Annotated in this window: 13 protein-coding genes and 1 pseudogene; 9 read left to right on the top strand and 5 right to left on the bottom strand. The window is 38.2% G+C overall.

The features are described from left to right. The first annotated feature begins 102 nt into the window (after nucleotides 1-102). The 4 genes from AC0VX1_RS13635 to AC0VX1_RS13620 all read left to right on the top strand — a co-directional run bounded on the left by AC0VX1_RS13635 (nucleotide 103) and on the right by AC0VX1_RS13620 (nucleotide 2,558). Nucleotides 103-741: an amino acid ABC transporter permease gene (locus AC0VX1_RS13635; protein WP_057277535.1), complete on the top strand. Its 639-nt coding sequence runs from the start codon at nucleotides 103-105 to the stop codon at nucleotides 739-741. A gap of 14 nt (nucleotides 742-755) precedes the next feature. Next, complete coding sequence (locus AC0VX1_RS13630; RefSeq protein WP_034307000.1) at nucleotides 756-1,406, top strand: amino acid ABC transporter permease; 651 nt, start codon at nucleotides 756-758, stop codon at nucleotides 1,404-1,406. Between the two features lie 439 nt (nucleotides 1,407-1,845). Beyond that, nucleotides 1,846-2,127, top strand: a complete 282-nt coding sequence (locus AC0VX1_RS13625; RefSeq protein ID WP_063577730.1) for a DUF4190 domain-containing protein — start codon at nucleotides 1,846-1,848, stop codon at nucleotides 2,125-2,127. A 110-nt stretch (nucleotides 2,128-2,237) separates the two neighbouring features. Beyond that, nucleotides 2,238-2,558, top strand: a complete 321-nt coding sequence (locus tag AC0VX1_RS13620) for a hypothetical protein (protein ID WP_053535156.1) — start codon at nucleotides 2,238-2,240, stop codon at nucleotides 2,556-2,558. An 80-nt stretch (nucleotides 2,559-2,638) separates the two neighbouring features. Here the strand turns inward: AC0VX1_RS13620 and AC0VX1_RS13615 are convergent. After that, nucleotides 2,639-3,650 (bottom strand): annotated as a pseudogene (locus tag AC0VX1_RS13615) (IS1182 family transposase); the annotation flags it as partial. A gap of 349 nt (nucleotides 3,651-3,999) precedes the next feature. Between AC0VX1_RS13615 and AC0VX1_RS13610 the strand changes: the two are divergent. Both AC0VX1_RS13610 and AC0VX1_RS13605 read left to right on the top strand, forming a co-directional pair. Beyond that, nucleotides 4,000-4,449, top strand: a complete 450-nt coding sequence (locus AC0VX1_RS13610; protein WP_475471779.1) for a nucleoside 2-deoxyribosyltransferase — start codon at nucleotides 4,000-4,002, stop codon at nucleotides 4,447-4,449. A 110-nt stretch (nucleotides 4,450-4,559) separates the two neighbouring features. Beyond that, on the top strand, nucleotides 4,560-4,688 hold the full coding sequence (locus AC0VX1_RS13605; protein WP_255256757.1) for a hypothetical protein: 129 nt from the start codon (nucleotides 4,560-4,562) through the stop codon (nucleotides 4,686-4,688). A 621-nt stretch (nucleotides 4,689-5,309) separates the two neighbouring features. On the opposite strand, the gene AC0VX1_RS13600 is transcribed toward AC0VX1_RS13605, so the two are convergent. Then, on the bottom strand, nucleotides 5,310-6,053 hold the full coding sequence (locus AC0VX1_RS13600) for a L,D-transpeptidase family protein (RefSeq protein WP_239858214.1): 744 nt from the start codon (nucleotides 6,051-6,053) through the stop codon (nucleotides 5,310-5,312). A gap of 225 nt (nucleotides 6,054-6,278) precedes the next feature. Between AC0VX1_RS13600 and AC0VX1_RS13595 the strand changes: the two genes are divergently transcribed. Further along, on the top strand, nucleotides 6,279-6,731 hold the full coding sequence (locus AC0VX1_RS13595; RefSeq protein ID WP_034306989.1) for a YueI family protein: 453 nt from the start codon (nucleotides 6,279-6,281) through the stop codon (nucleotides 6,729-6,731). Between the two features lie 198 nt (nucleotides 6,732-6,929). Here the strand turns inward: AC0VX1_RS13595 and AC0VX1_RS13590 are convergent, their stop codons facing one another. Together AC0VX1_RS13590 and AC0VX1_RS13585 are read right to left on the bottom strand one after the other, a co-directional pair. Next, entirely contained in the window at nucleotides 6,930-7,997 is a 1,068-nt protein-coding gene (locus AC0VX1_RS13590) for an AI-2E family transporter (RefSeq protein ID WP_413010012.1), read from the bottom strand. A 362-nt stretch (nucleotides 7,998-8,359) separates the two neighbouring features. Further along, a complete protein-coding gene (locus AC0VX1_RS13585) occupies nucleotides 8,360-9,628 on the bottom strand; it encodes an L-lactate MFS transporter (RefSeq protein WP_095679677.1) in 1,269 nt (422 codons plus the stop codon). 642 nt (nucleotides 9,629-10,270) lie between these two features. Here AC0VX1_RS13585 and AC0VX1_RS13580 point away from each other — a divergent pair. Next, nucleotides 10,271-11,359 (top strand): branched-chain amino acid aminotransferase, encoded by a 1,089-nt coding sequence (locus AC0VX1_RS13580; RefSeq protein WP_034306982.1) that lies wholly within the window; start codon nucleotides 10,271-10,273, stop codon nucleotides 11,357-11,359. 39 nt (nucleotides 11,360-11,398) lie between these two features. Here the strand turns inward: AC0VX1_RS13580 and AC0VX1_RS13575 are convergent, their stop codons facing one another. After that, complete coding sequence (locus AC0VX1_RS13575) at nucleotides 11,399-12,085, bottom strand: helix-turn-helix transcriptional regulator (RefSeq protein ID WP_413010010.1); 687 nt, start codon at nucleotides 12,083-12,085, stop codon at nucleotides 11,399-11,401. Nucleotides 12,086-12,223: 138 nt separating this feature from the next. On the opposite strand from AC0VX1_RS13575, the gene AC0VX1_RS13570 reads away from it, so the two are divergent. After that, nucleotides 12,224-13,111: a R2-like ligand-binding oxidase gene (locus AC0VX1_RS13570; RefSeq protein ID WP_475467500.1), complete on the top strand. Its 888-nt coding sequence runs from the start codon at nucleotides 12,224-12,226 to the stop codon at nucleotides 13,109-13,111. Nucleotides 13,112-13,201 lie beyond the last annotated feature (90 nt).

Here is a 13,201-nt window from a genome sequence, read left to right as displayed (position 1 = left end):
TTAGCAAATGTATATGGGCAGCTGACCTTGAATAACATTTGAACATTTGTCTGTGAGGATGAGCGTTTTGCTCATCCTTACTAGTTAAAGGAGTTGTATGCCGTGCTTGATTTCTCCATTTTAACAGAGAATCTGGATATGTATTTATTAGGCTTTAAAAATACGATCATGTCGAGTTTGGTCGCGTTGGTATCGAGTTTGATTCTTGGTGTGCTAATTGCCATCATGCGGATTGCGCCAATAAAGCCACTAAACTGGCTGGGTACCGCCTATGTCGAGTTCATTCGGAACATACCGTTATTGATCATTACCTTTTTCTTCTTTCTTGGTCTTAAACTAAGCGGTCTATATGCAGGGACATTAGCCTTGACCATTTACACTTCATCTTTCATAGCTGAGGCAATTCGGGCAGGCATACTCTCCGTGCCTAAGGGTCAAATGGAAGCTGCCCGTTCATCAGGCCTGACATATGGGCAGGCCATGAGGCTCGTCATACTGCCGCAGGCCGTTAAAATCGTCATTCCTCCTTTAGGGAACCAATTTATCAATTTAGTAAAGAATTCTTCCATTTTGGCCGTCGTTGCAGGACTCGATCTTATGTACCACGGGGATTTGATTTCTTCAAGGACATTTGTCGTGTTTGATGTGTACATTTTCGTTGCAGCTTTTTACTTAATTCTTACCATTCCTTTAAGCTTTGGCGTTGGTTATTTGGAAAAACGTCTGGCTAAGAGTAATTGAGGGAGGTATAAGATATGGATTTTGCAGGTGCCTATACACCAGATAATCTTAAGTTTTTATTAGAAGGATTTTGGGTAACGCTCCAGGTAGCTTTTATATCCATTATTCTAAGTTTCATTATTGGCGGGCTTGTAGGTATAATCCGATACGCAAAAGTGCCGGTGTTATCACAAATACTAGCTTTGATTGTAGAAACGGTACGTAATTTACCTCTGTTATTAATCATATTTTTTACGTATTTTGCTTTGCCGGAGATACGGATTAAACTGGAAATCATTCCAGCAGCCATAGTTGCCTTGACAATTTTTGAGTCAGCCATGCTTTCTGAAGTCATTAGAAGTGGACTGAAATCCATTGATAAAGGTCAAATGGAAGCTGCCCGTTCATCAGGTTTGAGCTATACACAGGCATTGATACATATTATTCTGCCCCAAGCGCTGCGCCGCATGGTTCCTCCCATTGTCAGCCAATTCATTTCTTTATTAAAGGATACCTCTTTAGCGGTTGTCATCTCTTTGCCGGAGCTGACACATCATGGTCAAATCATATATGGACAAAGTCAAAAGTATTTAATACCGATTTTGATCCTGGTAGCTCTCATGTATTTCATAGTTAACTATAGCCTTTCTTTGGTAGCCCAGAGACTTGAATTGAAACGCACCTAAAAAAACGGCTCAGAAATGAGTCGTTTTCTATTTGTCTAGGAGATTCGGAAGTGTCTCACCCTCAGCCTTGTTTTAAAACTTGTTTAACTCCATGATCCATACAGTCGGCGGAAAAGGAGCGGACTTCTGGAATCAACTGGAATGTTATTTTCAGAAGAAACCGTAGGCTGAACTCATGCCAAACACGTTGAAACTAAGTTATCCTTCATGGTTTTATACTGTAATCCTTTATGGATTGAAGAGATATATGATACTCCATCCGAATAACTGGCTAGCCGAGACCCAGCAGGCGCTTGTGCCGAGAAGGCATGGCATACAGTCGGCGGAAAGGGAGCGGACTTCTTAATCAAATAGAATAATAGTGATGAATGAGTACACAAAAAATGAATCTTTTGCTTTTAATAACCGTATATATAAAGGAAGAAAGAAGGTGGAAAATATGTCGGAAATTAAAAGAAGTAATAGCAAAGCGATTGTATCATTGATCATGGGGGTATTATCCCTGTTTATTCCAATCATCGGCATCATATTAGGTATTTTAGGGTTAATATTTGCATCGAAAAGTAAACAAGAAATGAACCTTACTGGTGAATCTGGAAATGGTTTAGTGACAGCTGGAAAAGTGTGCAGCATTATTGGAATAATCTTGAATGTTCTCATGATTTTGATTTTCATGGTGTTTTTTTATTTCGTAGTCAATACGGATATATCAACCTATTGAATGTAAGTATTAACTTGACAAACAAAGAAAAGTAATTTAAACCTATATAAAATGGAAATTCATGTTATAATTATTATAAATATCTAAATATTGTATGAAGGGATGATATTTTGACCATTCAAATCTTTGAGTACCCAGCCGTATTCTATTATGAAAAGCACCCGTTGATTATCGACTCTTTTTCCGTTCAAGTTTGTTTCCCGGATTTTAGGCGAGAAGGAATTATTTCTTCCGTTAGCGGCAGGAACCGGTTAGATGCCTTAGCTTGTGCTCAAGAACTGTTGGAATCCATGGTCGAACATTTTATACACGATAAAAAAACAATCCCGGATGCAAGCGAAATGGAAAAGGTGAATCTGGATCGGGGAATTAATATATGCGAGGCTGCACCCTTCAGAATCGAAATAGAAAATATCACATATGAAAAATAAAAAAACCTTGCCGGTTAAAGGACAAGGTTTTTATTTTGGATTACTTGAATTTGTAACCCGGAATGTCAGACCAGTACATACTATAAATGAATGGCAGCGAAAGTAAGCATCGCCTGCATTGACAATTTTTTAAGTCCCCTTAAAGTAGTCCAACGCATACCATGCTTTTCTTTTGCATCTGCGAATACACGCTCAATTGTTTCTTTACGTTTTGCATATATAGGTTTTACATCTTGATGATGACGCAGATGATCTGCTTCTTCCACATGTGTTTGCCAGATATGCCGTGTCACCACTTTTTGACAGTCTTTGCTTTCTGTACACCGAGATAAAAATGAGCATGTTGTTCAAATTTGTTTTGGCGATTTGTACTCGCGATAGCCCTCTTTATTTGTTGTTGAGTACTTTAAAGTTTCGCCCGCAGGGCAAAGGTAACAATCAAAATGTTCATCGTATACATAGTCCTGTTTGCGGAAAAATCCTTCTTTGGTGCGAGGACGTGTATAAGGTAAAGCCGGTATGATTTCTTTGTTAAATAGGTAGCTTGTAATCGCTGGTGTTTTATAAGCTGCATCTGCAGCAACGGCTTCCGGTTTTCCAACTTTCTCAATCACTTGTTCAACTAGTGGCTCTAAGATCTGACTGTCATGTGTATTTCCAGGTGTTACAATCGTTCCCAATACAAAACCGTTGCGGTCTGCGGCCGCGTGGAATGAATAGGCAAACTGTTTTGTTCGTTCATCTTTCACATAGTAGCCAATCTCAGAATCCGTTATACTTTCTTTAATCTCTTTGGTCTCTTCTTTATCAAATTTATCTGGTGGAAAAGGCTTTTTTCCATGGTTTTCACGATCTTGATTGATTTCTTCTTGAAGACGTCCTTGATACGCTCGTGTTTCTTTACGAACGATTTTCTTTTCGAATTTCCGTTTATTCGCACTGGCTTTCACATGTGTGGAATCCACGAAAACGTGTTCAGCACTTATTAACTTTTTATTAGCAGCTGTCATTAAAATGCGATAGAAAATCTGTTCAAACAGGTCTGTATCTTTAAAGCGTCGTAGAGAAATGAGGTACTTTATCATGGAAACCTAAAAGGTAAGACAAAGTTGATTGGAGCGGGTGTTCGAGACTCCTGCGGGGAAAGCGCGTCTAGGGGAGACCCCGCAGGCGAAAGCCGAGGAGGCTCCCCGACCGCCCGCGGAAAGCGAGTGCCTGGAGTGGAAATCAACGTCCAAATTGTACAAGCTATAAAAATAGACAAACTCGATTTTCATCGAGTTTGTCTACAGTCTGAAACCATCATTACCTGTAAAAGGAATGATGGTTTTTAGTTTCGCTAAAAAAATCCCCATTTAATTATTTTTTATTTTTGGGGAAAGGATATTGCGTTCTTTATAACGAATATGTATAGTATAGGTAACGTAGGTAAAAAGTATCAATAGTTATATATTTTGGAGGTGTATGTGTGAAATATTATATAGCATCAGACGAAAAAAATTTGAAGCAAGTAAAATCATTGATCAAGAAATTGACTTCAAAAGGATTTACTTGTGTGAATGACATGAATTTAAATACGAATGATGAGAAAAACCAAATAACGGACGACATTGGAGAATATGAAAAAAAGGGGATAGAGGAAGCCGATTTCATGCTGATCTTCCTAACGGCAGGAAAAGGTAATCTATATGAGCTTGGCTATGCTTTATCATTAAATAAGAAAATAATTGTGTATTCTCCTGAGAAAGAAAATTATCATATTAATAAAAAATCAATATTTCATAATCTGCCCGAGGTAAAAATCTGCAGCGGGACCTTTTATAAGCTGGTTAAATTGATACATACGCTTTCTCCGGAAGGATCTGAAAAAGATTCACTGCCTCTTAAATAAATGTCAAATGTAAAATTTTAAGGAGACCCTCTAATAAAATTTCTTTTGAACGAATTGTTTAAAGTATTAAAAATGAGGGTAAAGACCATTAAAAAAGGGAGAGGGCTGTTTTGGCCATTATTGATATCGACCAATTATTGTTAGCCACTGAAGCGATAGCAGAAGAGTCAGTTCCATTCCATCTTGATACATTTGACATCGATCAACTTTTAGATAATACGGATAATTGGAATTGGTAAAGAAAAGCATACCCATAGAGGATATGCTTTTTTTAGGCTGTTTTCACATACTTTGTTGCTATTTACCAGGTAGTGAGTTGTGGTTGATTTCCCCTCCAGATGCTCACTTTCCGCAGGGCGGGCGTTGAAACTCCTCGGCGTAAACGCCTGTGGGGTCTCACCTGTCCTGCTGCTCCCGCAGGAGTCTCGCACTTCCGCTCCAATCACCTTAAATAGTTTCGTTTTAAAAACAACTATCTTTACGAAAAGAGCCTTTTTTAAAGAGAAAATAGCCTGATTACCTGTATGAAAATAATACAAGAAACCAGGCACGTGGAGATATTTTAACGATTGGATAAAGTTAAAACCTGCGTCCTTTTACGAATCCTAAAATCACAAACATTGAAATGGTGCCGATAACAAAAATTGCTTTAATGGAATTCACTAGAATTTCATCGTACATTTGTATTACCTCCTTGTATGTAATGACAGTGCGATTATGATTAGCTGTTGATGTATAAATTATAACATAAAGTCAATATCTGATGGTGGGAAATTAAAGGCGATATGGGTAATAATGTATTGTTGTACAGTTAAAATATAAAAAAGATATCCTCTAAACAGTGGATATCATTGAGAAATTTATTTAAGTCCTAGTGCTTTTTTTGTTTTTGGTCCGACGATTCCATCAGAAGTAAGTTTTTTGGACTTTTGGAATTTCTTTACGGCTGTTTCGGTGTTTTTTCCAAATGACCCATCTACTCCTTTAGTGCTGTATCCAAGTTTAGTTAATCTTTTTTGCAGTTCGATAACCTGAGGGCCACTGCTTCCTTTCTTTAGGGTAGCGTTTGTATTCACCGGCAGGCTCACAGACCCGCTCACTTTGAATCCATTTGTGGCAGCTATGTTGGCAAATGATTTATTCGAACTGGCAATCAAGACTACAGTGCTCATTCTCACCCTATCGTAAAGCCATTGTACATCATTGTTATACATACGGATACAACCGGCACTTATATATTTCCCGATTGTTGAAGAATCATTATTGCCGTGTATTGCGTACGTATTTCCTGGTGTATTCCTTGCATTGATCCCCAGCCATCTTTTACCTAGAGGGTTTTTTGGGTCTCCGCCTCTAATGTTGCCTTTATAATAGGGACGATTCACAATCTTTGTCACTACTTTAAACTTTCCTTCAGGAGTGTAGGAGGCTTTCTTACCTGTCGCCACGATGAATACCCTCACCAATTTATCATTTTCGTAATAGGCAAGCTGATTATTGGCTTTATTGATGATAATCAGTTGTCTTGCTGCCGCACCTGAAGTATTACTGAACCCCAAAAAACTAAAGGCGAAAATCAATACAAATACAATTAATTTTTTCATGTTTTTCCCCGTCCCTCATTTAAGCAACCTACATTTACACATATACTATCCTATGCATGAAGCGAGGCTAAAGTGACAATTTTTTTAAAAAAGGGTAGACTAATTAACTATGGGAAAAGTCAAACTTAGATCCAATTTCACTTTTATGCATATCAAAAGAATGATGGGCACTATTTTTGGCCATATTACATACATTATTGAAGGGAAAGCGGAGGTGGGAAAGAATTGTCACGCCTAAAGGTGGAGGACTATCTAGAACAAGGCATCCATGGTCCAAAAGAAATCAAGGCTGGTGAACGAAGGGAATTTCTGGGCACATTACGGGAACGCGTAGTCATCGTCTTAAAAAGAAGCCAAGTCTTTGAAACGAATGTATACCCGGAGATAGAGCAAATGATGAAGCAGTATCCCCGTTCAAATTTGTTTTTAAATGGTCAGATGGACTATCAATATCTAGGAAAATATATTAAATTGGCAATGAGTCATGATATTCCTTACAAAATCGTCCTAAACAAAGATCATAACTCCGATTTGGGTCTGGTGTTAGCGGAAAGTAACGCCATAAACAAAGAAGAAATTTATATACAGAAGCAAATTCATACCCAGCAAGTCATCAAAAAGAAAAGCTTCACAGCCTTTTTTAAACGCTGTGTTAAAAAATTATTAAAAAAACGTTGATGCAACTATCAACGTTTTTAGTTTGTCTACAAAAAGGGGGGGATGGACTATTCCGAACCATGATAGTAAGAATAGGTTTTCCATAATGGTTTTTTATGGTTTTATGAAATAAACTGGAACTTTTTTTGAAAGAAAAAACTGTAGTCAAATTCATTTTTAATCGTTCATTTAATTAAGTGTGTAGACAACTTTTCCTGTTTATGTAACCCTATTCCGTAACCTGTAAAACTTCCTGAAATTCCCTATAATCGTTTTTACTACAGAATAGGTAGGGATAGCGATTAAAATGCCAATGAATCCGTATATTGATCCAGCAGCAAGCAGCAATAGGATAATGGTAAGCGGGTGAATGTTAAGCCGTTTCCCCATAATATTCGGTGTAACCAAGTGCCCTTCGACCTGTTGAACAACAATAAGGACAATAAGTACTTTCACTGCCAGCCCAATGTCTTGCTGTAAGGCAATGAAAAGGGCGGGGATGATGCTTATTAATGGACCAAGGAATGGTACAACGGTAAAAACCATGGCGAATAAGGCCAATACGAGTGCATAATCGAGACCGATAATAAGGTAGCCAACATACATCAAAGTCCCTATGACAATTGATATGATGAATTGACCAATAATATAAGTTGAAAGGGCTTTATCGACGTCTTTTAAAATTGTGTTCCCCTCTGATTCTACATCGTTCGGTATGTATTTTAATAGAAATGGTCGTAATTTATCTCCATCCTTCAAGAAATAGAATAAAATGAATGGTGTAATGACCAATACTGTTAATACACTAGTTATCGTGGATAAAATGGTATTGACATTCACGATGAGTTTTTCCGAATAATCTTTCAAATGCGTGACCGCTTTTTCTTTCAACTCTTCCATATTTACCATGCCAAAATCATTTTTTTCAATCATGACTTCAGATTCTTTAGAGAATTCCTTGACTTTGCTGGGGAGGTTTTCAGATAATTTTTGAAATTGGTCAACGATTACAGGACTGCCAAAGTAACCTGCCATCCCAATCATACTAAATATGATCAAAAACACGGTGAAGATGCTAGCTGACCTCGGGATAAATTCAGTTAACAAGTTAACGACCGGCCGTAATATATAGTATAAAAGCCCAGCCAAAATAATAGGGAAAAACATGGCAGCAATGATTTTTTGCAGAGGTAGGAGAACATAATCAATCTTACCCAGTAAAAAAATAATTAAAATGATCAAAATGATCGCGCAAGCATATTTGAAAAACGGTTTATTGATCCACAAGACAATCCCCCCTAATTCCATCTCTTACTTGATTCCCTGATTTAGCTAAATGTTAAACTAAATAACTTGATTAAATGTTCGGTGCATGGAAACAAAAACAAGACTTTCACTGTAAAAAGAAGGACATATTAAAAAAATATATCGGCCATTTTGACTTTAACCTGTCTTTACGTGCATAAGTCGATAATCTGAATTTATGCTCACAACTGCCCCCAGGTGAGATGACCTAATCCATATGATATTCCAATGTGCTACAGTTCAAAAAGCACCGATACGGTCATATACATACTAAAAAGGCATCATCAAGGTAAATTCCGGTTATGGAAGTTTACTTGATCATGCCTTTTTTAAAGGTTATTAAATTAGGATATCTTACTTAATGTGTTCGTTGCACCTTGTTTCTGTTCTTTTTGCATTTTTTTGATGTCCAGACGCAACCAGATGGAAATGGCGAATGCTATCGCAATTAATGCTGCGAAAACGTAGAATACCGGAATGTAACTGTTCGTACTTTCCCTGATTGCAGTAACCAACATTGGGCCGCAAACCCCGCCTAGAGACCATGTAGTTAAAAGATAACCATGGATGGCACCAATTTCCTTAGTGCCAAATAAATCCCCGGCAAATGCAGGGAGATTAGAAAATCCTCCTCCATAACAACTAACGACCAACAAGATGAGTCCTTGGAACAATAGTGTATTTGTAGTCGTTGGAAGTAAAAGGAAGGCACCGATTTGAATGATGAAGAAAATGACGAAAACATTTGGACGGCCCATATAATCAGATGCCGCTGCCCAGCCAAGTCTTCCTCCGCCATTAAAGATTCCCATTATACCGACTAATGTTGCTGCACCTGCCACTGACAGCCCGACAACGTCTTGAGCCATAGGAGAAGCAACCGAAATCATCATGATCCCTGCACTTGTATTGATCAATTTCATGGACCATAACATCCAGAAGTGTTTAGTTTTAACCGCTTCTTTTGCAGTTAATTGCCTTAGGTCTTTCTTCAGTTCTTTCTTACCGGACTCAATATCTTTCTTCATTCCTTCAGGCAGCCAGTTGGCTTTTGGAGGTGCAATATAGGATGCCCCTAAGAACATCAGTATGAAATAGCCTGCGCCTAAAATATAATATGTAGTATAAATGCCAACGGATTCCATAAGGCTTGCAGCGACTGGGGCTGTAATGAGAGCTCCGGCACCGAAACCCAATACTGCCATTCCTGTCGCCAATCCTCTGCGATCTGGGAACCATTTGACTAAAGTGGATACTGGTGAAATGTACCCGATCCCCATACCAAGTCCACTTAACACCCCATAAGTCAATAGGTAAAGCGGAAGTGAATCGACCATTACCGCTAAACCGGAACCGGCTTGACCTAAACCGAATAATACGGCAGCGACCATAGCTGACTTCCTTGGACCATTTTTTTCTACGAATTTGCCAAAGAAGGCAGCAGAAGTTCCTGCAAGCGCCATCATTATTGTGAATGCTAACGTTACTTCAGTTTCTGACCACCCCATGGTCTCGACTAATGGTTTTTTGTAAACGCTATATGCGTATGCACCGCCAATGGATAGGTGAATGGCGATAGCGGATAAAGCGATTAACCATCTGTTTTTTGTCATGTTGTTACCCCTTTTCGTTAAAGAATTAGAAAGTTGCATGCGTTTTGTCTATAATATATCGTTTTGCATGCGTTTTATCTATCTCGTGGGATAAGTATATAAGAATATTATTTAGTAGTAAACTACTAAATTGAAATTCATGTAAAATTTTCCTCTGTGCTTAGAATTGGGAAAAACCACTTTATGGATTCGGATTAAAAATGTTATATATTCTAAGGAATTTAATATACATATAAGGTTTGCAGGTATTGCTTTGGTGTATTATTCACGAATCTGCCAAAAGTCTTTTCATTTATCGATTTTCTTGGTTACAAAAGGCAAATGATTGAATTTACTCTAAAGGTGCGATGAACCAAAATTATTCTCATTGGCTTTATAGTGATTATTTTGATAAAATTAATCTAATATTCAAGACATATTAGCGTACCACTCGGAATTGATATTTTTAGTGGTTTCAGGAATAATTGATTCTTTTTTCAGGAATCATAGTCTGGAAATCAAAGAAAAACCAATTTATTTTAAAAAATTCCGAAAATTTCGTCTTAAAGGCTTGAACTATGATTCCTTATAGGAGTAAACTAATGAAAGATAGATTTTATGGAAGTGAAATCTTGTAAATTTAATCAACAAGGGGTTTTGGTAATGAAGGAACATGACATGCAAATCACGCTTAGTACAACAAAGAAAGAAAAACCACAAGCGGACCAGCTTGAGTTCGGTAAGCAGTTTACCGATCATATGTTTATTATGGATTACACACAAGGGCAAGGGTGGCATGATCCAAGAATTGTTCCTTATCAACCGCTCTCATTGGAGCCATCAGCTATGATTTTTCACTATGGTCAATCCGTTTTTGAAGGATTGAAGGCATATGCAACACCTGAGGATGAAATTATCTTATTCCGTCCGGAAAAGAATTTCCAACGCTTAAATAGTTCGAATAGCCGATTATGCATACCGGATGTCGACGTTGATTTCGCGTTGAAGGCCTTAAAGACTTTAATTAGCGTTGATAAGGATTGGGTTCCCCAGGCAGAAGGGACATCTTTATATATCAGGCCATTCATTATAGCTACTGAGCCTTATCTTGGAGTATCTCCATCGAATAAGTATCAGTTCATCATCATCATGTCACCAGTGGGATCGTATTATAAAGAAGGCATCCATCCAGTTAAAATTGCAGTGGAGTCAGCTTTTACACGTGCAGTTAATGGAGGTACAGGTGAAGCCAAAACGGGCGGTAATTATGCATCGAGCCTAAAAGCCCAGGAAGTATCCGAAAAGATGGGTTATGCTCAAGTTCTTTGGTTAGATGGAGTGGAGAAAAAATATATCGAAGAAGTTGGAAGCATGAATGTTTTCTTCAAAATTAATGGTGAAATCATCACCCCTGCTTTAAATGGAAGCATCCTTCCGGGTATTACTCGTGATTCCATTATAGAATTGCTGAAACATTGGGGTCTTCCCGTGTCGGAAAGACGCATCTCGATGGAGGAAGTCCATGAAGCCTATAAATTGGGTCACTTGGAAGAGGCCTTTGGAACGGGAACAGCCGCGGTCATATCACCAATTGGTGAATTTTTGTGGAATGGTGAAGAAATGATTGTTCAAAGCGGAGAAACGGGCGAACTTTCCAGAAAGCTTTATGATACACTGACAGGTGTCCAAACAGGTAAAGTCACAGACGAGTTGAGCTGGACTACGAAAGTTGAAGAAAAAGTGACTCAATGATACTTTAAAAAACCTTCTTTGAAGGTTTTTTTTTTGCTTTCAGATAATCATTTTGTGCCTTATGGCAACTGCGACGGCCTCGGTCCGGTGATTCACTCCCAATTTCCTGATGGCAGAAGAAATATGATCTCTGACAGTAAATTCACTAACGCTCATTTTTGGTGCCATTTGCTTTACTCCCATCCCATTCGCTAAATATTGAAGGACCTCCGCTTCACGTTTGCTTAGAAGGTAAGTGGGAGGGGCGGAATCGAATGTTGAACTGACAGCCAGCTTCAAATAATGGGAAAGCTTCATTAAATCATTCTTGGTAACGGGCTCGTTGGTGTGAATGGGGTCAACCAACACTAAACCGATGGCCAAGTCATTCACAATTATCGGAATGATTGCCAATGAAGAGATGGAAAATCTTTTAACGTATTTTGCAGGGATGGAGGATTTCGCATGCTGGATGGTTAAGTATATGGGCTTGTTATGGATGACTGCTTGGTGGATCGGGTATATATCATGAATATTTTCCCTAACATTATGTAATGAAAAAGTATCTTCACTTGTACATGCACAAATTCCTTCACCCATTCCTGTTAAACATGAGTAACTGAATAAAGATGCTCGTTGAAATGAAAAAAAATCCACACAGCCCTTTACGATCATTTGTGATTTATTTGCCATATCTTTTTGTTGGGAAATCTTTTTTACATGTTTCATCAGAGTTTCCTCAAGCATTCGACTTAATTCCTCCCTACATTTTCAGTACTAGGATAAATGCTACTAATATCTTACAATATAATGAAAACTCTTACAAATTTAAAAATCCTTAGAGATTCAAAAGTTTAAAGTTCATAATTTCAAGGAGGCATTACCATGAAAAGAAAGAGTTTAACGACCACAAGCAGGAGTTTTAGAGAAGACACCCTACCATTTAAACTTTACCAAAAGGCAAAGAAATTCGGTATATGGAATCCTCGGGACATTGATTTCAGCCAGGATAAAGAAGATTGGAAGTCATTTACTGACATTGAAAGGGAAGTGTTATTACGGATCATTTCCCTTTTTCAGGGTGGGGAAGAAGCCGTGACTTTGGATTTGCTGCCGCTCATAATGACAATAGCCAAAGAAGGCCGGATCGAAGAAGAAATGTACTTAACGACATTTCTGTTCGAGGAAGCGAAGCATATGGAGTTCTTTCGCTATACATTAGATCAAATTGGTGAAACGGGTGATTTGACGGGTTATCACTCAGACACTTATAAATCGATTTTTTATGAAATTTTGCCTGAAACGATGGAGGAACTTTTAACCGATCAATCACCAGAAGCCTTGGCAGAAGCGGCCACTGTTTATAATATGTTTACCGAAGGCGTTCTTGCAGAAACTGGATATTTCGGGTTCTATCAGTCTCTCGAAGCTAATAAAATGATGCCTGGTTTATTAAAAGGTGTGGGTTTTTTGAAAAAGGACGAATCACGCCATATTGCATATGGGACTTTCCTGCTGCAGCGAATCATCAGTGAACATCCACATATCTTTAAACAGGTTGAAAAGAGGATGGAGGAGCTTTCACCACTGGCCATCACGTTAAATACGGAGGGATATGATCGGTTAGGAAATCCCTTTGGTAATGACCAACAAGCTGTATTGAATTTTACCCTGAAACAATTATCAGTGCGGATGGAGATATTAGCCAGGGCAAAAGGGAAAGGGATTGAAGAAATCTACCAAAGCAATGAAAAGGAATATGGGGTGTTATAATGCCGAAATAAGATACAAGCATACTGTAAGTTTACATTCGTTAATGGATGGTCATTGGGAACTTGAATGCAACGTATGAACGATTCTTAA

The sequence above is a fragment of the Peribacillus sp. QJM3NY_7 genome (assembly GCF_056173225.1).
Note: the sequence above shows the minus strand (reverse complement) of the source record. Positions and strands in the feature narration are given on the sequence as shown.

Coding starts and splice junctions, on each gene's coding strand:
- AC0VX1_RS13570 (WP_475467500.1), top strand. CDS start 12,224: ATGAAAAGAAAGAGTTTAACGACCACAAGCAGGAGTTTTAGAGAAGAC.
- AC0VX1_RS13580 (WP_034306982.1), top strand. CDS start 10,271: ATGAAGGAACATGACATGCAAATCACGCTTAGTACAACAAAGAAAGAA.
- AC0VX1_RS13630 (WP_034307000.1), top strand. CDS start 756: ATGGATTTTGCAGGTGCCTATACACCAGATAATCTTAAGTTTTTATTA.
- AC0VX1_RS13575 (WP_413010010.1), bottom strand. CDS start 12,085: ATGCTTGAGGAAACTCTGATGAAACATGTAAAAAAGATTTCCCAACAA.
- AC0VX1_RS13585 (WP_095679677.1), bottom strand. CDS start 9,628: ATGACAAAAAACAGATGGTTAATCGCTTTATCCGCTATCGCCATTCAC.
- AC0VX1_RS13600 (WP_239858214.1), bottom strand. CDS start 6,053: ATGAAAAAATTAATTGTATTTGTATTGATTTTCGCCTTTAGTTTTTTG.
- AC0VX1_RS13625 (WP_063577730.1), top strand. CDS start 1,846: ATGTCGGAAATTAAAAGAAGTAATAGCAAAGCGATTGTATCATTGATC.